Source organism: Tamaricihabitans halophyticus (genome assembly GCF_004340875.1).
Classification (GTDB): domain Bacteria; phylum Actinomycetota; class Actinomycetes; order Mycobacteriales; family Pseudonocardiaceae; genus Tamaricihabitans; species Tamaricihabitans halophyticus.
Map to the genome: position 1 here is coordinate 220,277 of NZ_SLXQ01000002.1, position 23,778 is coordinate 244,054.

Annotated in this window: 20 protein-coding genes; 11 read left to right on the forward strand and 9 right to left on the reverse strand. The window is 66.4% G+C overall.

The annotated features are described in order from the left end of the window. Positions 1–51: 51 nt before the first annotated feature. On the forward strand, positions 52–756 hold the full coding sequence (locus tag EV191_RS08650; RefSeq protein ID WP_243658837.1) for a class I SAM-dependent methyltransferase: 705 nt from the start codon (positions 52–54) through the stop codon (positions 754–756). Between the two features lie 326 nt (positions 757–1,082). Continuing rightward, positions 1,083–3,143 (forward strand): choline BCCT transporter BetT, encoded by a 2,061-nt coding sequence (gene betT, locus EV191_RS08655; RefSeq protein ID WP_132876403.1) that lies wholly within the window; start codon positions 1,083–1,085, stop codon positions 3,141–3,143. A 40-nt stretch (positions 3,144–3,183) separates the two neighbouring features. On the opposite strand, the gene EV191_RS08660 is transcribed toward betT, so the two are convergent. Then, positions 3,184–4,086, reverse strand: coding sequence for a LysR family transcriptional regulator (locus EV191_RS08660; RefSeq protein ID WP_132876404.1), 903 nt, complete (start codon positions 4,084–4,086; stop codon positions 3,184–3,186). A gap of 107 nt (positions 4,087–4,193) precedes the next feature. Here EV191_RS08660 and EV191_RS08665 point away from each other — a divergent pair, with 107 nt between their 5' ends. Further along, a complete protein-coding gene (locus EV191_RS08665; protein WP_207894460.1) occupies positions 4,194–5,357 on the forward strand; it encodes an NAD(P)/FAD-dependent oxidoreductase in 1,164 nt (387 codons plus the stop codon). 37 nt (positions 5,358–5,394) lie between these two features. Then, positions 5,395–6,924, forward strand: coding sequence for an L-piperidine-6-carboxylate dehydrogenase (gene amaB, locus EV191_RS08670; RefSeq protein ID WP_132876405.1), 1,530 nt, complete (start codon positions 5,395–5,397; stop codon positions 6,922–6,924). A 1-nt stretch (position 6,925) separates the two neighbouring features. Here the strand turns inward: amaB and EV191_RS08675 are convergent, their stop codons facing one another. From EV191_RS08675 to EV191_RS08685, 3 genes are all read right to left on the reverse strand, one after another. Beyond that, positions 6,926–8,071: a Glu/Leu/Phe/Val family dehydrogenase gene (locus EV191_RS08675; protein WP_132876406.1), complete on the reverse strand. Its 1,146-nt coding sequence runs from the start codon at positions 8,069–8,071 to the stop codon at positions 6,926–6,928. A gap of 153 nt (positions 8,072–8,224) precedes the next feature. Next, on the reverse strand, positions 8,225–9,136 hold the full coding sequence (locus EV191_RS08680; RefSeq protein WP_132876407.1) for a phosphotransferase: 912 nt from the start codon (positions 9,134–9,136) through the stop codon (positions 8,225–8,227). Positions 9,137–9,184: 48 nt separating this feature from the next. Beyond that, positions 9,185–10,489, reverse strand: coding sequence for an aspartate aminotransferase family protein (locus EV191_RS08685; RefSeq protein ID WP_132876408.1), 1,305 nt, complete (start codon positions 10,487–10,489; stop codon positions 9,185–9,187). An 84-nt stretch (positions 10,490–10,573) separates the two neighbouring features. On the opposite strand from EV191_RS08685, the gene EV191_RS08690 reads away from it, so the two are divergent. Beyond that, the gene (locus EV191_RS08690; protein ID WP_132876409.1) at positions 10,574–11,497 is read left to right on the forward strand and encodes a LysR family transcriptional regulator; all 924 of its coding nucleotides are present in this window, start codon (positions 10,574–10,576) and stop codon (positions 11,495–11,497) included. Between the two features lie 6 nt (positions 11,498–11,503). On the opposite strand, the gene lexA is transcribed toward EV191_RS08690, so the two are convergent. Further along, entirely contained in the window at positions 11,504–12,166 is a 663-nt protein-coding gene (lexA, locus tag EV191_RS08695; protein WP_132876410.1) for a transcriptional repressor LexA, read from the reverse strand. Positions 12,167–12,315: 149 nt separating this feature from the next. Between lexA and EV191_RS08700 the strand changes: the two genes are divergently transcribed. The 3 genes from EV191_RS08700 (at position 12,316) to EV191_RS08710 (ending at position 15,568) form a co-directional block, all read left to right on the forward strand. Beyond that, on the forward strand, positions 12,316–13,224 hold the full coding sequence (locus tag EV191_RS08700; RefSeq protein WP_243658838.1) for a nicotianamine synthase family protein: 909 nt from the start codon (positions 12,316–12,318) through the stop codon (positions 13,222–13,224). A 74-nt stretch (positions 13,225–13,298) separates the two neighbouring features. Beyond that, positions 13,299–14,033, forward strand: coding sequence for a class I SAM-dependent DNA methyltransferase (locus tag EV191_RS08705; protein WP_132876411.1), 735 nt, complete (start codon positions 13,299–13,301; stop codon positions 14,031–14,033). A gap of 86 nt (positions 14,034–14,119) precedes the next feature. Next, positions 14,120–15,568, forward strand: coding sequence for a hypothetical protein (locus tag EV191_RS08710; RefSeq protein ID WP_207894461.1), 1,449 nt, complete (start codon positions 14,120–14,122; stop codon positions 15,566–15,568). 21 nt (positions 15,569–15,589) lie between these two features. On the opposite strand, the gene EV191_RS08715 is transcribed toward EV191_RS08710, so the two are convergent. The 3 genes from EV191_RS08715 to EV191_RS08725 all read right to left on the reverse strand — a co-directional run bounded on the left by EV191_RS08715 (position 15,590) and on the right by EV191_RS08725 (position 18,882). Beyond that, positions 15,590–16,522: a fumarylacetoacetate hydrolase family protein gene (locus EV191_RS08715; protein WP_132876412.1), complete on the reverse strand. Its 933-nt coding sequence runs from the start codon at positions 16,520–16,522 to the stop codon at positions 15,590–15,592. Between the two features lie 124 nt (positions 16,523–16,646). Further along, positions 16,647–17,579, reverse strand: a complete 933-nt coding sequence (locus EV191_RS08720) for an MBL fold metallo-hydrolase (RefSeq protein ID WP_132876413.1) — start codon at positions 17,577–17,579, stop codon at positions 16,647–16,649. Positions 17,580–17,643: 64 nt separating this feature from the next. Further along, on the reverse strand, positions 17,644–18,882 hold the full coding sequence (locus EV191_RS08725) for an MFS transporter (RefSeq protein ID WP_132876414.1): 1,239 nt from the start codon (positions 18,880–18,882) through the stop codon (positions 17,644–17,646). 177 nt (positions 18,883–19,059) lie between these two features. Between EV191_RS08725 and EV191_RS08730 the strand changes: the two genes are divergently transcribed. After that, positions 19,060–19,710, forward strand: a complete 651-nt coding sequence (locus EV191_RS08730) for a TetR/AcrR family transcriptional regulator (RefSeq protein WP_132876415.1) — start codon at positions 19,060–19,062, stop codon at positions 19,708–19,710. 13 nt (positions 19,711–19,723) lie between these two features. Here the strand turns inward: EV191_RS08730 and EV191_RS08735 are convergent, their stop codons facing one another. Next, positions 19,724–20,632 (reverse strand): MurR/RpiR family transcriptional regulator, encoded by a 909-nt coding sequence (locus EV191_RS08735; protein ID WP_207894462.1) that lies wholly within the window; start codon positions 20,630–20,632, stop codon positions 19,724–19,726. Positions 20,633–20,902: 270 nt separating this feature from the next. On the opposite strand from EV191_RS08735, the gene EV191_RS08740 reads away from it, so the two are divergent. Beyond that, positions 20,903–22,363 carry a purine-cytosine permease family protein gene (locus tag EV191_RS08740; RefSeq protein ID WP_132876416.1) on the forward strand — a complete coding sequence of 487 codons (1,461 nt, stop codon included), beginning with the start codon at positions 20,903–20,905 and terminating at the stop codon, positions 22,361–22,363. Between the two features lie 62 nt (positions 22,364–22,425). Continuing rightward, positions 22,426–23,751, forward strand: a complete 1,326-nt coding sequence (locus tag EV191_RS08745; RefSeq protein ID WP_132876417.1) for a M20 family metallopeptidase — start codon at positions 22,426–22,428, stop codon at positions 23,749–23,751. The last annotated feature ends 27 nt before the right edge of the window (positions 23,752–23,778 follow it).

The window sequence follows — 23,778 nt, forward strand, 5'->3', positions numbered from 1 at the left end:
GGCGGATAATTGATTGGTCGCAGGCGAACGCCGCTGGTTAACTTCCGCCGCGTGAGCTATGAGCACCCGCTGGGCTATGTGCTCGGTCTGGAAGGCATTGCCCTGCTGCGTGGGTTTATTGGTGAGTACGGCAAGGAGTTCACCGAAGCGCGGATTGCCGAGGTTCGACGGTTACTCGCGGACGATTCGCTGGCGGATGCGGCCGTCGAGGTGCATCGGACGGATACCGTAGCCGGCTACCGCATCTGGTCCGAAACGTATGACCAGCCTGGCAACGCGGCGTTCGCGATCGATGAGCCCGAGGTGCGACGCATGATCGAGACGTTGCCACCCGGTGTAGCCCTGGATGCGGGATGCGGAACCGGCCGCTACTCGCGGTGGTTGGTGGAGCACGGACACCAGGTGATCGCCGTGGACAGTTCGCCCGAAATGCTCGCGCGTGCTCGGGCCAGCGTGCCGCGGGGCGAGTTTCTGCTCGGCGACCTGCGGAGACTGCCGGTTCTCGAATCCAGCGTGGATCTGGTTGTCTGCGGTTTGTCGCTCACCCACGTACCCGAGCTCGCGCCCGTTATGGCGGAATTCGCCAGGGTGCTGCGACCTGGTGGGCAGCTGGTGATCGCCGATGTGCACCCGGAGGCGGTACTGCGCGGTTCGATTCCTTCGCTGCGTGGACCAGGTGACCGGCCCGAACGCCTCGCCAGCTACCGCCATCAGGTGGGTGATTATTTGCGGGCAGGGTTAATGCACAATCTGTAACCGCTTGATTGCGTGGAGCCGTCGCGACCGATACCGAGCGAAGCACAAGGGGTGGAATTCGCCACATCATCCATCGGCCCGTGGGACACCTGGCCGTGGAGCCTGGTTGGCGTTGTTCCGGAAGCTGCCCGTGCCGCCAATAACGATGCGCCAGCAATGATTATCTGGCGATTCCAGCGAGGCTGAAGCCGCCATTTTCTCCGCCGTGCCGTTGTCCCGTTGGTTAACATACGGCGTTATCAAGATTGACGTGACCTTGCCGTGCCTTGACTTGTCCTGATCCGCCCGATGAGATTCGTGCGGTACCAGACAGGGAAGGTGAGAAAGTGTCCGTCACTGAGACCACGCCTGCGCCAGAATCGGCCGGAGAAGCGCAGCCGCCGGATCGGACTCGGGTCAAACCGCTGGTCTTCGTTGGTTCGGCCGGGATCACCCTGGTGATCTCGATCTGGGCGATCATCACACCGCAGGGCGCGGCCAATGTGATCGGCGCGGCCGTCGGCTGGATCTCGCAGTGGTTCGGTTGGTACTACTTCCTGACCGCGACGTTGATCGTCGTCTTTGTGGTTTTCATCGCGGCATCGCGTTACGGAAAGATCAAACTCGGCCCGCAACACTCCACCCCGGACTATGGGCTGTTCGCGTGGGCCGCGATGTTTTTCGCCGCCGGCATCGGTGTCGATCTCATGTTCTTCTCGATCTCCGGTCCGGTCACGAATTACCTCGACCCGCCGCAGGGGAGCCCGGAAACCATTGAGGCGGCGCGCCAGGCCGTGGTGTGGACGATATTCCATTACGGCATCACCGGCTGGGCGATGTACGCGCTGATGGGTATGGCCCTCGGCTATTTCGCTTTCCGGCGCCGGTTGCCGTTGGCGATCCGATCCGCGCTGTACCCGCTGATCGGCAAACGAATTCACGGACCGGCCGGCGACAGCGTGGATCTCGCGGCGGTCATCGGGGCGATCTTCGGGATCGCTGTTTCGCTGGGTATCGGCGTGGTACAGCTCAGCTACGGGCTGAACGTCATGTTCGACCTGCCCCAGGGGTTGCCGATCCAGATCGCGCTCATCGTCATCGCGGTACTGATTGCCACGCTGTCCGCCGTTTCCGGCGTCGACAAGGGGATCCGGCGAATATCCCAGCTCAACGTGTTGCTCGCGGTAGCGCTCATGATCTACCTTTCGGTCTTCGAGAACCCGATCCAGGTGCTCAATTCCCTCGTGATGAACGTCGGTGACTTCGTCAGCCGGTTCCCGGGGATGACGCTGGACACCTTCGCCTACGAGCAGCCGACCGACTGGCTCAATTCCGGGACGCTGTTCTTCTGGGCCTGGTGGATCGCGTGGGCGCCGTTCGTCGGCATGTTTCTTGCCCGCATCTCGCGCGGCCGCACCATCCGGCAGTTCGTCACGGCGACCCTGGTGATCCCGTTCTTCTTCGCCCTGGCGTTCATCTCGGTGTTCGGCAACGCCGCACTGCGCGCGGTTCGTGGCGGTGATTCCGAGTTCGGCGAGGCCGCGGTGAACGTTCCAGAAGAAGGGTTCTTCGCGCTACTCGCCCAGCATCCGGGTGCCACCTTCAGCATTGGCCTCGCGGTCGTGGCCGGGTTGCTGTTGTATGTGACCTCGGCGGACTCGGGGGCATTGGTGATGGCGAACCTTAGCTCGCATCTGCGTACACCGACGCAGGACGCCGCGCCCTGGTTGCGTATCTTCTGGGCGGCGGCAACCGGGCTGCTCACCCTGGCGATGTTGCTTGTGGACGGTATTGACGCGCTGACCAACGCCACCATCATTATCGGGCTGCCGTTCTCGGTGGTGATGTTCCTGGTCATGTGGGGGCTGTATCGGGCACTACGGGTGGAAGGATTCCGGCGGGACGCACTGGTCGGTATGTTGCCGTCCACGCTGTCCGGACGGGGCGGCGAGTCAGCGAGTTGGCGCCACCGATTGGCCAGGGCACGCAGCTATTCCGACCGGGCCGCGGTCGAGAAGTTCCGTGATGACGTATGCCTGCCCGCCTTGACCGAGGTCGCCGAGGAACTGCGGGCACATGGCGAGGAAGCCACCGTGCAGCAGCGGACCGATGCGAAGACCGGGCTGTTTCAGGTGGAACTGCGGTCACCGGTTGGCGCCGCCGAGGAGTTCGGCTATCTGGTGTGCCCGCGCCCTTCGCGTACTCCCGCGTTCGCGCGCAACGCACGCAACGGCGACGGTTACTTCCGGGTCGAGGTGTTCCTTGCCGACGGCGGGCAGGGCTATGACGTCATGGGCTACCGAAAGGACCAGCTCATCGACGATGTGCTCGATCACTACGAGCGGCATCTCGAGTTCCTGCGGCTGCGGCACGAGGCGGCCGCCGATCCAACGGACTCGGCTACCTGACCGCAGCCCGGCGGCCTTGCCAGCATGCGCTGCGGGCCGGCTATTCGCCGGTCGCGGTCAGCTCGTGGAGTACTCCGGCGAGCGCCGCGACCGTCGGGCGACTCTGCGCGGCCGAGCGTACGATGATCACGATATCTCGTTCGAAGCGTTCGGTGAGGTCGAGCACGCGCAACTGGGAGGGGCGCAGCCGCAGCATCAGGTCGGTGACCGGGGTGGTGCCGACGCCGGCTTCGACCAGTGCCAGCGAGGCCGCCGTGTCCGTGACCTGGTGACGCACGTCGGGTTCGACGCCGGCACGCCGGCATACCGTGCGAATCGCCCGTCCATAGTGGGTGTCCAGATCGGGCAGTATCCAGCCGAGATCGCCGGTATCCGCCACGCTGATCTCCTGCCTGTCGGGCAGCACGCCGGAGGGAACGGCAAGGGCGAACCGCTCGCGAACCAGCCGGACCAGCCGCAGACTGGGTGCCCGCGGGATCGGTACGTCCGGGTAGTCCAGGCCGAGCGCGAGATCGACCGAGCCGGCCGCGACGGCGTCGTACACCTCGTCGACCACCATCTCCCGGCTCTGCACGGCGAGTTCGGGATGTTTCTCCCGCGCTCGGGTGAGCGCGATCGGCAGGATCTCGGCCGCGGCGGTGGCGAACACACCGATGTTCAGTGAACCTGCCACGGTTCGCGTGGTTCGTTCCAGCGCGGCCACCGCATCGGCCTCGATGCTCAACATCCGTTCGGCGTGCCTGGCGAGAGCCCTACCCGCATCGGTGAGTTCGACGCGGCGCCCGACGCGACGCAGTAGCGGCTCCCGGACGCTGCGTTCCAGGGCCGCCAGCTGCTGCGAGACCCCTCCCGGGGTGTACCCGAGCGTCTCGGCTACTGCGGTAATGGTGCCGCGCCTGGTCAGCTCGACCAACGACCGGAGTTGCGAACTCGTCCATTCCATTTAGCGATACTAAAAGATTATTCCGAGAAATCATCAATAGACGTCAATTATCTCGGTTGGCCACCATGGTGGGGATCTGATTCGGCCACCTCAGGGAGGTCACCCGGATGCCCGCGAGTCCACTGCCCGAGCGCGCCGCGGTCGTCATCCTCGGCGGCGGGGTGATCGGCACCAGTATCGCGTTCCACCTGGCCGAAGCGGGCGTCTCCGACGTGCTGCTGCTCGACCGGGGTGAACTCGGCGCCGGTTCGACCTGCCGGGCCGCGGGTGGGGTGCGTGCCCAGTTCTCCGACGAGCTGAACATCGCGCTTGGCGCGCGTAGCCTCGAAGCCTTCCAACGTTTCGGGCAGCGGCCAGGCCAGGAGATCGACCTTCACCAGGTTGGCTACCTGTTCCTGTTGTCTACATCGGAGCAAGTCACGGCGTTCGAGCGGGATGTCGCGTTGCAGAACGAGCTCGGCATCCCGAGCAGGATGCTCGACGTGGCCGAAGCGCGTCGGCTGTCCCCGCTGGCTGATTCGGACGGCCTACTCGCGGCGGCGTATTCGCCGGACGACGGGCACTGCACTCCGGAGTCGGTTGTCCTCGGCTACGCGACCGGCGCGCGTCGCCGCGGCGCCACCCTGCGTACCGGGGTGACCGTGCTCGAGCTGGACTGCGACGCCGAGAGGGTGCGCACGGTGGTGACCGACGGGGGTGTGGTGGCCGCCGACACCGTCATCTGCGCGACCGGCGCATGGTCAGCCGGTATCGGCCAGCTTGCCGGCTTCGACCTGCCCGTGCGGCCGGTACGCCGGCAGGTGATGTTCACCGAGCCGATGCCCCAGTTACCGTCGGCGGTGCCGTTCACGATCGACTTCGCCACCTCGTTCTACTTCCACCGGGAGGGCAGGGGACTGATGCTCGGGATGTCTGATCCGGACCAGGAACCCGGGTTCCACCTGGACTACTCGCCGGACTGGCTACCGCGACTCGGCGCGGCGATCGAACGCAGAGCGCCAGGGCTGCTCGACGTCGGGCTCAAACCTGGCTGGGCTGGGCTGTACGAGGTGACGCCCGACCACAACGCGCTCATCGGCCGTGCCGAGGAGCCATCGAATTTCTTGTACGCCACCGGATTCTCCGGTCACGGATTCCTCCAGGCACCCGCCGTAGGCGAGGTGATCAGGGATCTGTATCTCGATCGCGAACCGGTTGTTGACGTGGGTCCGCTCAGCGCGAGCCGGTTCGCCGCCGGCGCTACCGTTCGTCCAGAGACTCGCATCGTGTGACAACGGTGGCGAGCACCGCTACTGGGAAGGAAATCGTATGACCGACACCGTTCCGCCTGGCACCGACAACGTTCGAGAGCGTGCCTCGGCGGCACTTGACGCCGTGGGCGCCACCCTGCCGGTAGGGCATGGGCTCACCGCCCGCACACCGATCACCGGCGAGGACCTGTTCGAGCTGCACGCCACCACCGAACAGGAGACCGAGGACGCCATTGCCGCTGCCGAGGCCGCCTTCCGCGTCTGGCGCACGACACCCGCGCCGGCGCGAGGTGAACTGGTTCGCCGGCTCGGCGACCTGCTGCGCGCCCATCAGGGTGACCTCGCCGACCTGATCACCATCGAAGCCGGCAAGATCCGTTCCGAAGCGCTTGGCGAAGTCCAGGAGATGATCGATATCTGCGACTTCGCGGTCGGGCTCTCCCGGCAGCTCTACGGTCGATCGATTGCATCCGAACGCCCTGGGCACCGGCTCGCCGAGACCTGGCATCCGCTCGGTGTCGTTGGGGTCATCTCGGCGTTCAACTTTCCCGCCGCCGTCTGGTCCTGGAACACCGCGGTCGCCCTGGTGTGCGGTGATCCCGTGGTGTGGAAGCCATCCGAGGCGACTCCGCTGATCTCGCTCGCCTGTGGCCACCTGGTGGATCGCGCGGTGCGGGAAGTCGGCGCACCACCGGCGGTACACCAGGTCCTCTTCGGCGACCGGCGGGTCGGCGAGCAGCTGGTTGACGATTCCCGGGTGGCGCTGGTGAGTGCGACCGGCTCCACCCGGATGGGACGCGAGGTCGGGCCGAGGGTTGCCGCGCGGTTCGGCCGCTGTCTGCTGGAACTGGGTGGCAACAACGCGTCCGTGGTGGCGCCCTCGGCGGATCTCGATCTCGCCTTGCACGGTGTGGTATTCGCCGCTGCGGGTACCGCGGGGCAGCGGTGCACCACGCTGCGACGGCTGATCGTGCATCGCAGCATCGCGGACGAGTTCGTCGATCGATTGGTGGCCGCCTACCGCAAGCTGCCCGTCGGTGACCCGTTCGCGGAAGGCACGCTGGTCGGCCCGCTGGTTTCGGCCGCCGCGGCCGAGGGCATGCGGCAGGCCCTGGAGAAGGCCGTAGCCGAGGGCGGCGAGGTACTTGTCGGTGGTGGTGCCCGGCTGGTCGACGAGGTGCCCAACGCGTCCTATGTGGAGCCCGCCGTAGTACGGATGCCGGAGCAGAGCGCGATCGTGCGGCAGGAAACCTTCGCGCCGATCCTCTACGTGCTCACCTACGATGACTTCGACGAGGCGATCGCCCTGCACAACGGGGTTCCGCAAGGGCTGTCGTCCTCGGTGTTCACCCGGGACCAGCAGGAGGCCGAGCGGTTTCTGGCGGCCGATGGTTCGGATTGCGGGATCACGAACGTCAACATCGGTACCTCGGGAGCCGAGATCGGCGGCGCGTTCGGTGGCGAGAAGGAAACCGGTGGTGGCAGGGAGTCCGGTTCGGACGCATGGCGTGCCTACATGCGCAGGGCCACCAACACGGTCAACTACTCGAGCGAGTTGACGCTCGCGCAGAACGTCAGCTTCCTGTGACCTACCCCGGCAGGCGCCCTTTGCCGCGCATCGCGGCGTGCACCCGTTCCTCGGCAAGGCGCCGGCCGGCCTGGTGCGGGGTGAGCTGATCGCGGGTCGCCGCGGTGAGCACCGTCTGGGCGTTGGCGCGCAGCTTCTCGGCGATGGTACGGAACATGTCCGTGGTGTCCGGCCGGAATCCGGAGTGGCGCGCGTCCATCGCGAAGGCGGCCGCGATCACTCCGCCGGCGTTGGCGACGAAATCCGGGATGACCGGGATACCGCGCTTCGCGAGGATCGCCTGGGCGTTCGGCGAGGTCGGCAGATTGGCTCCCTCGACGATGAGCCGTGGCTGTACCGCTTGCGCGATATCCTCGTCGATCACGTCCTGCACGGCGGCGGGAACCAGGATCTCGCAGTCGGCAAGAAGCTCCTTGCCGGCGGCGAGCGGCGAGCCGATGTCGATGCGGTTGACGAAGGCGTCGCCGTATTCGGCGCTGGCCGCGCTGAGCGTGGCGACATCCAGCCCGGCAGGGTCATATCGCCCGCCGTGCGCGGTGGATACCGCGACGATGGTGGCACCGAGTTGGTGGAAACGTTGCGCGGCCGCCTTGCCGACCGCGCCGTAGCCCTGGATGGCCACGCGGGCCCCGGAAAGCGGTAGGTCGAGCATGGCCGCGCCGGCCTCGGCTGCCTCCGCGACGCCGAATCCGGTGACCCCAAGCTGATCGTAGGCAAGACCGCCCAGCTCCGCCGGCGTGCCGACCGCGGTGCCGCGGTCACCGAGTTCGTCCTGGATGATCGCGGCGTCCTGTTCGGTCAGGCCCATATCGAGCCCGAACACGTACTCGCTTGGCACCTCGTTGTGCAGGGCCCGCGCGAAGGCCCGCAGCACCGCCTCCTTGTCGGCGGCACTCGGGTCCGCGATGATGCCGGCCTTGGCGCCACCGTAGAACAGGTCGACGGCCGCCCATTTCCATGTCATGTTCCGCGCGAGCCTGGCTACCTCGGGCACGGTGACCGACGGTGCCATCCGGGTACCGCCCTTGCCGATACCGCGCGCGGTGTTGTCGATGACGAGTACGCCCCGCATGCCCGTACGGCGGTGCGAAACGACGACGATCTTCTCCGGTCCCCACTCGTCGACGAGTTGCAGCGCATCGGTCATTGCTGGCCCCCAGTGTGGTCTAGCACGGTGGACTGCCCGGATGCCCGGGCTCGAGCTCCACGATGCTGGTAATGCGCCGCGCGGCCAAGGGCGCGTAGCGCGACACTATTTTCGGGGCAGCCACAACTGTGCTTGCGCTCGCCAGGGTGGCCGTTACGGGCGCAGCTGGCCGAAGGCGGCCAGCCGTCGCCGGTGGTAGTCCAGGTCCTCCTCGTCCTGTGCTAGCCCGCGCGCGCTTGCCTGTACGAAGTAGACACTCTCGCGCCGCAGCCGGTGACGCATCAGCTGCACGAGGGTCTCCTCGTCGAGGCGTTCGGCAGTACCGCCGGCAGCGATATAGTTCTCGGTGAAGCTCCGTAGCCGCACCGGATCGAAGCGGAACTCGCCGGAGAACTCGAGTACCGCACTCGCCACTTCGATTTCGGGCCTGCCAACGAAAGCCTCATCCCAATCGAGCACGGCGATCAGCCGGCCGGACCCGTCCCGCGCAGCCAGCAGGTTGCCGCGGTAGTAGTCGCCGTGCAGTGGATGTCGTGGCCCGGCCTCGGCGGAGAACTCCGCGAGCCAGGCGTCCAGGCGCGGATCGTGCAGTAGCGGATCGGCATAGCTGGCCCTGCCGTCCAGGCCGGGCTCGAGAAAGCACGGCTTCGGGCGGGCACCGACGCTCGCGCCGGCGAGCGCGCGGTGTAGCCGGCCGAGCAGCCGTGCCGCCGCTGGCGCCGTGGTGACATCGGCTGCTGCTGGCCAGACGCCATCGATATACGGCCACAGCGAAACCACGCGGTTGCCGACCAACGTCACGGTTCCGGTACCGCCTGGCAGCTGTAGTGGAGTGACCGCTTCGGCGCAGCCCTGATCTCGTGCCGCGGTGGCGACTCGGTGGCACCACGACGCTGCGCCGATAGCCAGCTCTGCCGGGTCCGTTGTGGACGCGCCGATCCGGACGACCTTGTCGGCTACCCGCCAGGCGGCGGATTCCTCGCCACCGTACAAGCGCTCGGCCGGCCCGTACGCGCCGCAGACCCTTCGGATATCCGCCGTCAGTGTTGCCTCGGCGAAAACCATCTACCGCGCTCCTAGCCTCCGGGATCGGCAGCACCCGGCGGAATCCAGTCAGTGGGTAACGTCGGTCAGTGCGTTGTCCAGAATAGCTACCCCGCGATCGATCTCGGCATCCGATGCGGTCAATGGTGGGGCGATGCGGAAGGTGCCGCCCATCCCCGGCAGCTGCACGATGTTCATATGCAGACCGAGTTCGGCGCACCGTCGGGTGACCGCGGCGCCGAGTTTGTCTGTGTCGTCACCGCCGCCGGCGCCCTGCTCGTTCACCAGCTCCAGTCCGATCAGCAGTCCGCGACCCCGGATGTCGCCGATCGCCGGATGCCGGCCGGCGAGTTCGTGTAGCCCGTTGCGCATCCGCTCGCCGAGTTCCCGTGCGCGCAGTTCGAGGCGATCCCGTGCCAGCACGTCCAGCACGGTATTGCCGACCGCGGCTGGCAGCGGATCGTTGGCGTGCGTGGTGAGGAACAGGAACCCGCGATCGTGGGCCTCCCGCTCGATCTCCTCGCTGGTCACCATGGCGGCCAAGGGGAGCCCGGCGCCGAGGGTCTTGGACAGCGTGAGGATGTCCGGTACAACGCCGTCCCGTTCGAACGCGTACCAGTCGCCGGTACGGCACAACCCGGTCTGCGCTTCATCCAGGATCAGCAACATCCCGCGCTCGTGGCATTTGTCCCGCAGCGCGGCCAGATATCCGGGTGGCAGGTCGATGATTCCGCCGGAACTCAGGATGGGTTCGACCAGGCAGGCCGCGAGGCTACCGGCGGACTGGGCATCGATCAGGTCGAAACCAAGATCGAGTTGCCGGCGCCAGTCCAGGTTTCCGTTCGCGTCAACGAGGTCAGGGCGGAACCGGTCGGGGACAGGCAGGGCGAAGTTCCCGGGCGCGGGCGGTCCATAACCGGATCGTCCCGCGCTGTACGTCGCGTTCGCGGCCGCTTGCGTCATGCCATGCCAGGAGCGAGCGAAGGAGACGATCTCGTATCGGCCGGTGACCAGTTTGGCCATCCGGACCGCAGCCTCGTTCACCTCCGCTCCGGTGGTGAGCAGCATGGTCTTGCTGAGTGAGGCGGGCAGCGTCTCGGCGAGCCGGCCGGCCAGATCGAGTACTGGGCGGCTCAACATACCGCTGTAGAGGTGGTCCAACCGGCTGACCTGGTCGCGGACCGTCGCGACGATCTCCGGATGAGCGTGGCCGAGGATGGCGCTCATCTGTCCGGAGGTGAAGTCGAGTAGCTCCCTGCCGTCCTCGGTGAACACCGAGTTTCCCTCGGCCCGGTCGATGATCTCAGGGCTGAACGTGCCGTGTCCGAAATAGCGGACGAGGTGGCGAAGCTGGGTATTGGTGTCCTGCGGCATGGTTTCGACGTTACGAACGACAACGGTGCACGTCTATCACATGATATCGACGATTCTGTTCGATGTTGCCGTACAATTTGCTGGATGTTGAACCCGTGGCGGCTTCGCCTGCTCGGTTTGCTCGACAGTCTCGGCACCATCCGCGCGGTTGCCGAAACGCTGCATCTGAGCCCGTCCACGGTGTCCCAGCAGCTCGCCGTGCTCGAGGCGGAAACGCATAGCCAGCTGCTCGCCCGAGCCGGTCGGCGGGTCCGGTTGACCCGAACCGGGGTGGCGCTTGCCCGGCGGGGCAGGGAGATCCTCGACCGGATGGCCGAGGCCGAAGCGGAACTGCGGGCGCTCAACGACGAGCCGATCGGTACCGTCCGGCTGGGTGCCTTCCAGAGTGCGATTCACCCGCTTGCCGTCCCTACGGCCGCTCGGCTGGCCGACTCGCATCCACATCTGCATGTGGAGCTGATCGAATCCGAACCACATGAGAGTGGGTCCGCGCTACGCACCGGCGAGCTGGACGTGATCGTGACGACCACCGATTATGTCGAGTTCCCGTGGGATCGGGATCTGGAGATCATCCCGCTCGGTACCGATCCGGTGGTGCTGGTGCTGCCGAAGGGACATCCGCTGGCCAACCGGCGCGTGGTCGATCTTGCCGCCTGCGCGGCGGAGACCTGGGCATGTGACCGGCCCGGCTCCTACCTGGCCGAGCTGACCGCTCGGCTGTGCAGGGAAGCCGGTTTTGCGCCGAGGGTGGCCTGCCGGTTCAGCAACTACCTGCTGGCCGTGCAACACGTCGAAGCCGGACGATCGGTCACACTGTTGCCCGCGATGGCCGTCGCACCGAACTATGCGGTGGTTACCCGCGAGCTCACCACACCGGTGCACCGTAACGTCGCGATCGTCGTCCGGCGCGGGACCGCGCCACGGGCGGCGGTGGATGCCGTCGTTGGCGCGCTACTCGACCATCCGGAGATCCCGGGTCTTTCCGTACCAGCCTCGGGCGGGGACTAGCCGCGGCTACACGCTGCGCAGTACGGAGGTCACGATGCCGAGCACGATGGCCTCGTCGCCATCGATGTCCTGGTACGCGGGATTGCGTGGTTCCAGCGTGACATGCCCATTGCGCCGCCGGTAGACCTTGACGGTTGCCTCGCCGTCCAGCATCGCCGCGACGATCTGTCCGGAATGCGCCTCGGGTGTTTGCCGCACCACGACGATATCCCCATCGCAGATGGCGGCGTCGATCATCGAGTCGCCGCGCACCCGTAGCCCGAAGACGTTCCCGCGCCCGGTGAGTTCCCTTGGCAGCGTGAGCATGTCGTCCACGTGCTCTTCGGCGGTGATCGGGGTTCCCGCGGCGATATCGCCGACAACCGGCACCCGCACGGCGTCCTCGGCCGAATCCTTGGCCGCCGGCTGGTGCAGAAAGGCCCGCATATCGATCTGCCTGGACAGCGCGCGACCGCGGCGCAGAATGCCCTTGTCCTCGAGGCTTGCCAGATGTTTGGCCACCGAGGATGTGGACCGCAGGCCGACGACGTCACCGATTTCTCGCGTGCTCGGCGTGTAGCCGTACCTGTTCACCCAGTCCCGGATAGCGACCAGGATTCGTTGCTGACGAACGGGTAGTGCCGAGGTGTTCAGGTGCTCGAACGCATCGAGATCGTCGTAGGCGGTCATCCGCGGAATGGTAGAGGCAGGTAGCCGCGCCCGACGCAGTGGCAAGGGGTTGCCTCGTGACAGCCGGTAGCGGTATCTGGCGAGATGAGTGGTGCGGCACACCTGAACGTCTTAATGAAAATGACTGTCATTCAGCCTAAGGTCTACCCGTGCAGTCATCACAGTCAGGCCGCATCGAGGCCAGCCACCCGTACCCCGAGTCGTGTCCGTCCTCCGTGCTGCTGACCGAGTTGTCCAGGCTGCACGCCCAGCTTGCCGCGACGGATCTCCGGCCTTCGCCGACCACCGACGCCGCGTTCGGCCGATTGGTCGAGTTATGCGTTCGGGCGGGCGAGCGCGATGCCCGGGAGGTGCTCGCGGATCCGCGTTCGGCGGAGCTGGTTCCCGCGTTGCGCGCGGTGAGCGCCCGTGGCGAGACCCTGCTCGAACACCACTGGGCCGAACGCGTACTGGCCGCCGACGACGCGTGGACCGCGCTACGGCAGTTCCCTTACCTGGACAACTATCGCGAGCTGGTGCGAATGGAGCTTGCCGCGGCGGAGGCGGTCGGCTTCGGTATGCCGAAGTCCGTGGTGATTCTTGGTGCTGGGCCGCTGCCCCTGACCGGCCTGGTGCTCGCGCATGAGCATGGCATCCGAGTGGTCCACGTCGATCACAACACGCGGGCGTGCGCATCGGGTGCCGAACTGGCCGCCACGCTGGGACTGTCCGATCGAGTGTCTACCGTGGTCGCGGATGCCTCCGAAGCGGCGGGCCTTGCCGAGCTGCGGGAGGCCGATCTCGTGGTACTTGCCGCGCTAGTCGGGATGGACGGCGCCGCGAAACGCCCGGTGCTCGCGGCGCTGTCACGTAATATGCGCGCGGATGCCCGACTGCTCGTCCGGTCCGCGCACCGGCTGCGCACCGTGTTGTACCCGGCCGTAGCCGCCGACGATCTACTCGGGTTCCGGCCACTGCTGGAAATGCATCCCTGGGGCGAGGTGGTCAACTCGGTGCTGCTCGCCCGTCCTGAACCGGTGGCCGTGCCGCAAGCGGCACGGCCGAGCGGATTCAGCTAGCCGCCGTCGCAAGACGGGGTCGCCGGCGGAAATTCAGTGGACGGCGCCGTGCGGCCAGGCCGATCGTTCTTGTTATGTGGCAACAGGAGATTTGGGACGCGGAAACGGCCCGACGCTATGACACGCCGGGCCGTGGAATGTTCGCGCCGCAGGTGCTCGCCGCCACCGTCGACCGTCTTGCCGGCCTCGCGGGAGCGGGCGCGGCGCTCGAATTCGCCGTGGGTACGGGTCGGGTAGCCGTTCCGCTCGCCGAACGCGGTGTCCCGTTCACCGGCATCGAGTTGTCCGAGCCGATGATCGACCAGCTGCGCGGCAAAGCGGATGCGGACACGATTCCGGTCATCGTCGGTGATATGGCGGAAGCCAGCGCTCCCGGGCGGTACTCGCTCGTCTATCTCGTCTACAACACGATCTCCAATCTGCTCGATCAGGACGCCCAGATCGCGTGTTTCCACAACGCCGCACGCCATCTGGTTCCTGGTGGCCGGTTCGTGATCGAACTCGGCGTACCCGAGCTGCGTAAGCTCCCGCCAGGCCAGGACGCGGTTGTCTTCACGAACGAGCCCGGCTATCTCGGTGTGGACACCTACGATCCGCTGCGGCAGCACCTGATCTCGCATCATGTCGAGTTCACTGAGTCCCGGCAGGCCAGGCTGTCGCGTTGTCAGCAGCGCTATATCTGGCCGGCGGAGCTCGATCTGATGGCCCGGTTGGCCGGCTTCGAGCTGGAGGCGCGGCATGCGGACTGGTCGGGCGCCGAGTTCACCGCCGAATCACCGGCGCATGTCTCCGTCTACCGCCTGCCGTGAACTTAATGAACGAAACCCGCTTTACCCGGTCCATGCGCCTAGTGTCCTCGTCACGCGATGATGCGTTGGCCGCGAAGGAGTGCGTTGTGGGACCTGCTTCGAGTGGAGCTCGGCTGGCCGGGCGGTATATGCGCCGCGCGGTCGTCACCCTGGTCGCCTTGCTGGCGCTGCTCGGCACCGGGATACCAACCGCGACGGCTCGGAGCGGGCCCGAACCAGCTGCCTGCCCTGCGGCGATCGCCACGGCCGCAACCTGTTTTGCCGGTAGGGACACCACTGGCGCGTACTACTCGATCGCGATTCCGAACGAATGGAACGGCTCGCTCGTCATGCACGCGCACGGTGGGCCGGATCTGGAACCAGCGGATTCCGATCCACAACGGAGCGCGGACGACCTCGAACGTTGGACCGTCATGGTGCGGGAGGGCTACGCCTGGGCGGGCTCGTCATACCGGCGCGGCGGATATGGCGCGGAGATGGCCGCGCGGGACACCGAGAGCCTGCGGCGACTGTTCGTACGGGAATTCGGCGAACCCCGGAAAACCCTGCTGCACGGTCAGTCCTGGGGTGGCAATATCGCCGCGAAGATCGCCGAGGGCTTCGGGACCGATGCGAAGTCGCCGTACGCGGGGGTACTGCTCACCAACGGCTTGCTCGCCGGCGGTTCGCGCGGCTACGACTACCGGGTGGATCTCCGGGTGGTCTACCAGTACTACTGCGGGAATCATCCTCGGCCAACCGAACCGCAATATCCACTGTGGATGGGATTGCCCGCCAAGGCCACGATGACCGAGGACGACTTGCGTGGGCGGTTACAGGAATGCACCGGGTATGCCTCGTCGCCCACTGAACGTAGCGCCGTCCAGCAGCGGAAGCTGGACGAGATACTGGCCGTCACCAGGATACCCGAGCGCAGCTTGGAGTCGCACCTGAAGTTCGCGACCTTCACCTTCCGCGACATAGTCCACAATCGACTCGGTGGCCGTAACCCGTTCAGCAACCTGGGTGTGCGCTACTCGGGTTCGCGAGACGACGCGGCGCTCAATGCCGGTGTCGAGCGGTTCGCGGCGGACCGATCCGCCCGGCGCGACCTCTCCTACGACAGCGACCCGACGGGCGCGGTGTCGGTACCGGTTCTCACCCTGCACGCGATCGGCGATCCGACGGTCTTCGTGGAACAGGAGGCCGCCTACCGCGCCAGCCTCGCCGGCGCGGGCAGCGGTGGGTATCTCGTGCAGACCTTTACCGCGGAAGATGAACACAGTGGACTGAGTGACGCCGAGTACGCGAACTCGATCGCCGCGCTGTCCAGTTGGGTGGACACCGGGCGCAAGCCGACCCCGCACTCGGTGGCCGCGTCCTGCGCGGCATTCGACGCCAGTTACGCAACCGGCTGCTTCTACCGGCCCGACTATGCGCCGGCGAGCTATGCGAGCAAGGTACGCCCGCGCCCCGGTGGTACCCAGTGGCCAGCGCTCACCGCGAAACGCGCCGAACGCTGGCGCCAACAAGGCGATGTCGGGATCGCGCCCTGACCAGGCCGGCCGGTGCGCTGCTCAGCGAATGGGAATCAGCGGCGCGCTCGGTGCGATATGCCCGGTGATCGCCCCGAGCTCGGCGATCTCGACGCGTACGGTGTCGCCGGGGAGCAGATAGGGGTAGCGCTCCCCGCCGTGTAGTCCGGACAGTTCCAGGATGCAGCCGGTACCCACTGTTCCGCTGCCAATGACGTCACCGGGAACGAGCGTGGTGCCACGCGAGGCATAGGCGAGCATCTCACCGAACGACCAGTAGATATCCGCCCAGCTGCCGCCACCGTAGTCCTGGCCGTTCACCGAGGCGCGCATGGCCAGCTGGTAGCCGTTGCCCTTCCGGTACGGCTCCAGTTCATCCGGGGTTACCAACACGGGACCGATGCTGGTCGCGCTGTCCTTGCCTTTCGCCGGGCCGAGCCCGATGGTCGATTCGTGCGCCTGCACATCGCGCGCGGACCAGTCACAGAACACGGTGTATCCGGCGATATGTGCTTCGGCCTCGCCTGGTGCCAGGTTGCCGCCGGCACGGCCGATGACCGCCGCCACTTCTACCTCGTAGTCGAAGGAGCGCGAACCGGGGGAGATCGCGATCGTCTCGTCCGGACCGTGTACCGCGGCGGGATTCGTGAAGTAGAAGACTGGTTGCTCGAACCATAGCGGCGGGATCTCCGGACGGCCCAGAGCCTGCCGCGCGTTGCGTAGATGTTCCTCAAAGGACAGGAAGTCGCGGATCGAAGGCGGGCGTGGGATTGGCGCGCACAGCGTGATGTTCCCGAGTTCGGCAACCTCGACGGGCGCCTGCTCGGCACGCTCGGCCGCCGCGTCCAGCCCGCCTTCGGACTCGAGCAGATCGAGCAGACTCTCCCGCGGACCGAGCCCGCGCACCTGAGTGCCATTGAGCAGACCGGGGCACTGCTCGCCGGTTTCCGGGGAAAGGTAGGTGACCCAACGCATTTTTCGCTCCTGGATAGCTGACTATGCCGGCGTCCGCCGAACCGCATTCCTTAAGGTTATTGCGGCGGTCGGAGCACCGGGGACGTTTCCCTGAACACGCCGGCCTGCCGGAGGCCAAGCGGCGTTACGCGAAGCAGCCGATCGGGCCGCCGTTGAACTCGACCATATCCGTCCACACGGCACCGAGTGGGATCCGCTTGTCCACCGGGTTGCCGTCCAGCTCGGAATAGGCCCGGTGCAGGTTTCCGACCAGACGTTCACTTTCCTGCCAGCGTGCGAACCGGCTGTCGCTTGCCGCGCGTGCCGCCTCGAGTGGGCTGATCCCCGCGGCGTGTCCGGTACGTGCCACTGTGTCCACGAAACTGGCGTAGTCATCGAGGTTGTCGAGCAGCGTGGCCACCTCGTCGCCGCGACAGACCGGTCCGTGCCCGGGAATGAGGACGTCCGGTTCGAGCTCGCGGATCCGGGCCAGCGCGCGCGGATAGCCGGCCACGCTGCCCTCCACCAGGAAGGGCTGCCCGCCGGCGAAGGCCAGGTCCCCGGCGAACAGCGTGCGCTGTTCGGCAAGCCAGACAAGAACATCGCTGCGGGTGTGCGCCGGGCCGACGTGGATCAGGTCCACCTGGCGTTCGGCGAGGTGCATGGTCATCGTATCGGTGAAGGTGAGATCCGGCGGGCGTAGTTCCACGTGCCCGTAGTCCGGGCCGGTCAGCAGTTCGGCAGCGGCGAGACCGGCAGCAAGCACATCCTCGCGGCAGGTGACATGCCCGATGATCGGTGTGTGCGCGGGCATCAACCAGTTGCCATAGGTGTGGTCGCCGTGATGATGCGTGTTGACCAGGGCCCTCGGCGACCGCGTGCTGATCTCCGCCACCGTGGCGAGCAGCGCGCGATTGCGTTGCTCCGTGGATGTGGTGTCCACCAGCAGGTAGGAACCGTCGGCGTCGGTGATGATCCCGGTGTTGTTGACCATCCAGCTGCCGTCCGGCTGGATATAGCCGTACACCCCTGGGGCGACTTCGATGAGTTCCGGCGGTGGCAGCGCTCGGTTCGGCATGGCGGATTCCTTCGGGCAGCGAGTGGACGGGACTGGGTTTTACGCCTCGGGTTTATGGCATGGGTTATCCGGCTGGTTCGGTTCTGGTGGGTGTCTGGTCCGGCGCATCTCGATGGTGGGCTCGATCGGTACGGGGCAGTAGAAAGGTCAGCAGCGCGGCAGCCGCGAAAAAGCCCGCACAGATCAGCAGGCCGACACTCAGGCCAGCGGCGGCGGCGATCGGCGCGAGGGCGAACGGCGCGAACGCGGAGATGCCCCTGCCGATGTTGAAGCAGAACCCGGCACCGGTGGTGCGCACCCTGGTGGGAAACAGTTCGCCGATGTACGAACCGAACAGTCCCACGAAGGCGGCGAAGAACGCGAACAGCGGGCCGAACCAGAGCAGCGCGGTCTGATTGCTGGTCAGCGCGTACAGCGGAAGGGTTACGGCGACGCCGGCCAGCGAGATGATGATGGCGGCACGGCGTCCGATCCGGTCGGCGATAACACCGAATACGTTGTAGCCGACGAACATTCCCAGGTTGAGTACGGTCATGTAGACCGCCACGCTTTCCGAGTCGATACCACGTTCGGCGCTCAGATAGGTAGGGAGCCAGGTCGAACCACCCCACCAGCCGATCAGCGCGAGAGTGGCGACCAGGGTAGCGAGAATCGTGTTCCGGCGGATAGCCGGTTCGAAGATCTCGCCGATCGAGACGCGATCGGTCGCCGCCCGGGGCCCGGCTTCCCGCCGCCGGTTCGCTAGCCATTCCGGTGACTCGTCGAAGAAGATGCCCACGATGAGTACCGGCAGGATCACCGCCGTGCCAGCCACCAGGAACAGCAACCGCCAGTCCGGCAGAAAGAACCCGGAAAGTACGGCGGCGACCGCGCCGCCGATCGGGAATGAGCTGAGCACGAACGCCGCCGCACGGCCGCGATGCTGGCTCGGCCAGGTTTCCACGACGTAGGCGGACACCACGCCCCACACCCCGCCCAGGCCGAAGCCGGCCACGAATCGCAGGATCAGGAACACCGTGAAGTTAGGGACCACGGCCAGCGCGGCGGTGCACAGGCCGAAGGTGATCAACGATCCGAGTAACGCCTTCTTACGCCCGAAATTGTCCGCGAGATAGCCAGCGAGCACACTGCTCACGCCAATACCGAGCAGTGTCGCGGTGGCGAGCAGACCACCTTCGGCGCCGGTCAGGCCCAGATCGTCCTGGATCGCGGGGAGCGCGAGGGCGAGCAGCAGGATCTCCATCGCGTCGAACAGGTAGGCGATGAAGCCGCCGCCGAGAATGATCCATCGGGTGCGTTTCACCGAACACTCTCCTTTGAATGTGGCTCGTTCCCCATGCCGTGGCGGCCTCGGCCAGGTGGCAATCTGAGGCGTACTGTACGGACGTACAGTCAGTTTCGTCAACGGTGTGCCGGGCCGGCGGTTGAGTTGATCGCGCACGATTAGGGTCAGGTGAACCGGCAGAACGGAATTGGGTGGATGGGATCGTCAGCGGCAGGTGACTCCGGCGAGCGGGTCGAGCGGGCGGCGCCCGATCGGCGAAACCGCATTCTGGATGCGGCCGAGCGGATCTTCGCCGAGCATGGATACCACGGCACCACGCTGCGCCAGGTGGCTGGCGCGGCTGAGGTCAAACTGTCGCTGCTCGTCTACCACTTCGAATCGAAGCTTCGGCTCTACGTCAGCGTGTTCGAGCGACGGCAGTACGTCAACGACGAGCGATTGCGCAGATTGACCGTGATCGAGGACCTGACCGCGCCGGACGCGGTGGAGCGGGTCGTGCGCGCGTTCCTCGATCCGGTGGTCGAACTCGCCGAGGATGGCCGGTGGTACCGACGCCTGGTGCTGCGTGAGGCGGCTGATCCGTCCAGCCAGGACCGGCCGGTGATCGGCACGCTTTTCGACCCGATGGCGCGCCAGTTCATCGCCGCGCTGCGCGTGGCACTACCCGGCAAGCGGGAGGGCTTCTACGAGTGGGCGTACCTGTTCGCGGTGGGCGCCTTGACCCAGAGCGCCTTCGACGACCGGCTCAGTTCCATTTCGGATGGGACCATTTCGGACGAATCGAATCCAGGTGCCAAGGCCGATCTGTTGCGCTCGTTCATCGTCGCCGGATTGCGGCACGGCTAGCCGTGGCTGGCGACTAAGCGTCCGGTTCGTAGAGTTCCTCGACCGCGCTGAGCCGGTCGTGCGCACCTTGGCCAAGCCGCGAAGTGACCGCGGCGACCAGCGTTTCCAGCACCGCCATGGCCGGCACCAGTGAATCGAACGGGCTTGGTGCCTCGACCCTGGACGGCAGCACGATCTCCGCGATATGCGCTGCCGGTGAGAGCCACGGGTCGGTGAACAGTACGATACGTGCTCCCTGGTCGGCCGCCTGGCGAGCGAACTCGACCGTGGCGTTGTCGTAGCGGCGGTAGTCGAACAGCACGAGCACGTCGCGCGCTCCGAGGTCGAGCAGGGTAGTGGCACGCGTCAACTCGCCAGCCGGCACGGTTCGCACCGCCTTACGGATGAGTACCAGGTGCGCGGCCAGGTAATCGGCGAGTACCCCGCTGAACCGGCCACCGAGCAGGTGAATACGTAACCGAGGATCGGCGAGTAGCTCGGTCGCCCTGGTGAACTCTGTGTGCGGCAGTGCCGCGAAGCTGTTGGCGAGCACCTGCTGATAGTGCTGTTCGGCCTCGCCGATCGGCCGGTCCTGGCTCGTCCCGCGATCCGCGTCGGCGAGTTGGCGAAGTGGTGAGCCCATCTGCGCGTGTACTTCGCGGATCAACGCTTCCTGCATGGCCGGGTAGCTTTCGAAACCGATCCGGGCGGCGAAGCGCAGCACGGTGGGTGCGCTCACCAGGGCGCGCTTGGCCAGTTCCGCCACGGTTTCCAGTCCGGCCACGGGATAGGAGGCGAGAAGCGCGCGGCCGACTTTGAGTTCGCTCGGGCTGAGCTCGGCGAGCTTCTCGTGGGTGCGATCGGCGACGGTCGCCGGTATGCCGGTCGGCTGTGCGACGCCGTCCGCATCATCGCCCTTGCGCCCCTTGGCCTTTCCGGTCACCGAGTCCTCCCGAGAAGCGTGTTGCCGCACCTGCCAGTCAGCGTAGGCGGATGGCGCCGACCGCGCGGAGCCGGCATCTGACGGAGCACCATCGATCTCACAAACGTAACATCAGATCCTATTGACCGCGTAGTTGTAACGGCCATAACATCACTTGGGTTGGTGAGCCGACGGACCTACCGGTCGGCGCTCGTCCAATGAGGCCGTTCCGCGCCTTGCGGGCGAATACTTCGACGTTGGGTTCGACCAGCGTGGGGAGAGCGGGAAACAATGGAAAACGGTACTGGCGACGGCGCGGGCGCGCGATCGACCGGGGCGCCACGCCCGACCTACCGGCAGCCGAAAGGCGTTGAACAGTACGGCGTTGAACCGGTACCCGCCAGCGCGCGAACCGTACGCTGGCTCGATCTGTTCCAGATCATCGTCAACGTGCTGCTGAACCCAGGGTTGATCCTGGTAGGCGGGCTGGCGGTGGTCTCCGGGCTGTCCTTCTGGGCCGCGGTGAGTGCCCAGGTACTTGGGATCGCCATTGCTTTCATCGCCTACACGATCATGTCCACGATCGGCGTCGACTACGGCCTTCCCGGCATCGTCGCGACAAGGGCGACGCTCGGCATCCGGGCGTCCAAATGGCTGCTTTCCGCGCTGCGCTCGGTTGCCTCGGCGTTCTGGTTCGCGTTCCAGACCATCGCGGGCGCGCTCGGGATCACCGCGGTGCTCGAGGTATGGCTGGGTGTCGACGTTTCGGTGATCCTGGTCAGCGTGATCTTCGCGGTACTGCAGGCCGTGGTGGCGCTGTTCGGCTACCGGTCGCTCAAACATCTGTCCCGAGTGGCCTTCCCGCTGAAGATCGTGATCCTCGGGTATCTCGGCTACCTGCTCGCTACCCACGACGCTCCCGGTTTCTCACCCGCCGAGGTCTTCAGCTACTCCGGTGAAGGAAACGGCTGGCAGTGGGCGATCTTCGCGGTGTGGACGAACGCGACCGCGGCGACCTGGTTCACCCAGATCACCGATGCCGCCGATTACTGCCGCTACACCAGTTCGCGTAAGGACATGTGGCTCGGCACGATGGGCGCGGCCCTGCTCGGCGCTACCGTATCGGCCTGTTTCGGTGCGTACGCGGCAGCGGCGACGCTCGGCACCCAAGCAAACCCCTTCGAGGTGATTCCCGGGCTCGGCGTCGGCGCGATCACGCTGTTCCTGGTTCTCGTCGTTCTCGTGCTGGACAACTGGACGATCAACGTGCTGAACCTGTACACAGGTGGGCTCGCGCTGGTGAACATGATTCCGCGCGCGGGCCGCTTCTGGGCCACGGTGCTGATCGCCATCGCGGGCACCGCACTGGCCGCGGTTCCGTCCGTAGTGGACAATTTCGAAGGGTATATGACCGCGTTGGGCAATGTTTTCGCGCCGGTGGTGGGAGTGCTGGTCGCGGACTACCTCGTCGTCAAGCGCGCGAGACTGGAAGTGCCGGCGCTGTTTGAACCAGCCGGCCGCTACTGGTATGTAGCCGGCGTGAACCCGATCGCGCTCGGCTGGATTCTGCTCGGCGCCGCGGCGTACGGCTTCGTGCCCGAGGAGCTGCTGCCCACGCCGAGTATCGCGGTACTCAGCGGTATCGGCTACTGGCTCACCACGACGCTCGCCGCTCGGCACTGGCCGGCGATCCGGGAAGCCACCGCTCGGGCGGAGGTTCCGCCGCGACCGGAGGACACGGTGGCACGGTAGTCGCTATCGCTGGAATCGCTGTCGTTATCTCGCCGGCCGCGGCGGGAGGAAAGGAGAACGGTATGGATGTGCAGGCGGCGATCACCCGCGTGCTGGACGAGGTGGAGCGACAGCGCGACTTTCCGGTGGAGCTGGCCCGCGAGCTGATGCGGGTTCCCACGGTGAACCCCAAGTTCGAGGAAGCACCGGGGATCAACAGGGAGCCGGAGGCCCAGGACATCGTGGCCGCGCGGCTTGCCGAACTCGATATGACGACGACGCGTGCCGAGGTATTCGCCGGGCGGCCGAATGTCGCGGGGAGCTGGGCCGGTTCGGCCGAGCGCAGCCTGGCCATCAATGGGCATATCGATGTGGTCCCCGTCGGCGATCAGGCGGCCTGGTCGGTGGACCCTTTCGGCGCCGAGATCCACGATGGACGGTTGTATGGCCGCGGTGGTTACGATATGAAAGCCGGAATCGCGGCGGGTATCGCCGCGGCAAAGGCGCTGCGGGACTGCGGTATTGAACTCGACGGGCGTTTCGAGATCCACAGCGTGGTCGACGAGGAAGCCGGCGGCTTCGGTACCAAGGATCTGCTCCGCGACCCGGACCGAGTGCCGTCCGCGGTCATCGTGGGCGAGCCAACCGAAGGCCAGATCATGCCGTGCCAGCCCGGTTTGGAGTGGGTCAGGGTCACCATCCGCGGCCGCAACGCGCACGCTGGCTGGCGATACAACGATATCTACCCGCAGCGAGACACCCCGGACCGCACCCGGCCGGGGGTCAACGCGGCAGAGCTGGCCGCCAGGTTCCTCACCGCGGTGGGGCAGCTCGAGCGCGACTGGGGTTGCCGCAAACCGGCGCATCCGCTGCTGCCACCGGGGATTACCACGATCAACCCCGGGGTAGTTCAGGTCGGCTCCGGCATCGGTGCGAACGGTCTGCCGGTGACGATGACCAACCCGGCGATCACCCCTGATGTGGCGGTACTCGACTTCGACCTCAAGTACTCGCCAACCGAGAACTCGGCCCAGGTCCGCGCCGAGTTCGAGGAGTTCGTGCGCAGCTGGGCGGCGCAGGATTCCTGGCTGCGCGAGACCCCGCCGATCGTGCAGTGGGAACTCGGTTCCTTGCACTTCCCGGCCTTCGATACCCCGCTGGACTTCCCGTTGGTGGACAGCATCCGGCGGCAGCGCACCGCCCTCGGCAGGTCGGCGGAGATCACCGGTTTCGTCGCCGTATGTGATGGTGCCTTCTACCGCGGAGCTGGCGCGACCCCGCTGATCCACGGCCCGCTCGGCGCGGACGCGCACGGACCTGACGAGTGGGTGTCCGTGGAGTCGATCGTGGACACCGCGAAGGTGTACGCGGCCGCGGCCATCGAGTACTGCGGTTTGCGGGCTGGCTGAGGCCAGCGTGCTACGGCGTTTCTGTCC

Excerpts from the sequence above, each read along its gene's own strand:
- EV191_RS08660 (WP_132876404.1), bottom strand. The coding sequence starts at position 4,086 with ATGGAATGGACGAGTTCGCAACTCCGGTCGTTGGTCGAGCTGACCAGG.
- EV191_RS08665 (WP_207894460.1), top strand. The coding sequence starts at position 4,194 with ATGCCCGCGAGTCCACTGCCCGAGCGCGCCGCGGTCGTCATCCTCGGC.
- amaB (WP_132876405.1), top strand. The coding sequence starts at position 5,395 with ATGACCGACACCGTTCCGCCTGGCACCGACAACGTTCGAGAGCGTGCC.
- EV191_RS08675 (WP_132876406.1), bottom strand. The coding sequence starts at position 8,071 with ATGACCGATGCGCTGCAACTCGTCGACGAGTGGGGACCGGAGAAGATC.
- EV191_RS08680 (WP_132876407.1), bottom strand. The coding sequence starts at position 9,136 with ATGGTTTTCGCCGAGGCAACACTGACGGCGGATATCCGAAGGGTCTGC.
- EV191_RS08685 (WP_132876408.1), bottom strand. The coding sequence starts at position 10,489 with ATGCCGCAGGACACCAATACCCAGCTTCGCCACCTCGTCCGCTATTTC.
- EV191_RS08690 (WP_132876409.1), top strand. The coding sequence starts at position 10,574 with ATGTTGAACCCGTGGCGGCTTCGCCTGCTCGGTTTGCTCGACAGTCTC.
- lexA (WP_132876410.1), bottom strand. The coding sequence starts at position 12,166 with ATGACCGCCTACGACGATCTCGATGCGTTCGAGCACCTGAACACCTCG.
- EV191_RS08705 (WP_132876411.1), top strand. The coding sequence starts at position 13,299 with ATGTGGCAACAGGAGATTTGGGACGCGGAAACGGCCCGACGCTATGAC.
- EV191_RS08715 (WP_132876412.1), bottom strand. The coding sequence starts at position 16,522 with ATGCGTTGGGTCACCTACCTTTCCCCGGAAACCGGCGAGCAGTGCCCC.
- EV191_RS08720 (WP_132876413.1), bottom strand. The coding sequence starts at position 17,579 with ATGCCGAACCGAGCGCTGCCACCGCCGGAACTCATCGAAGTCGCCCCA.
- EV191_RS08730 (WP_132876415.1), top strand. The coding sequence starts at position 19,060 with ATGGGATCGTCAGCGGCAGGTGACTCCGGCGAGCGGGTCGAGCGGGCG.
- EV191_RS08740 (WP_132876416.1), top strand. The coding sequence starts at position 20,903 with ATGGAAAACGGTACTGGCGACGGCGCGGGCGCGCGATCGACCGGGGCG.
- EV191_RS08745 (WP_132876417.1), top strand. The coding sequence starts at position 22,426 with ATGGATGTGCAGGCGGCGATCACCCGCGTGCTGGACGAGGTGGAGCGA.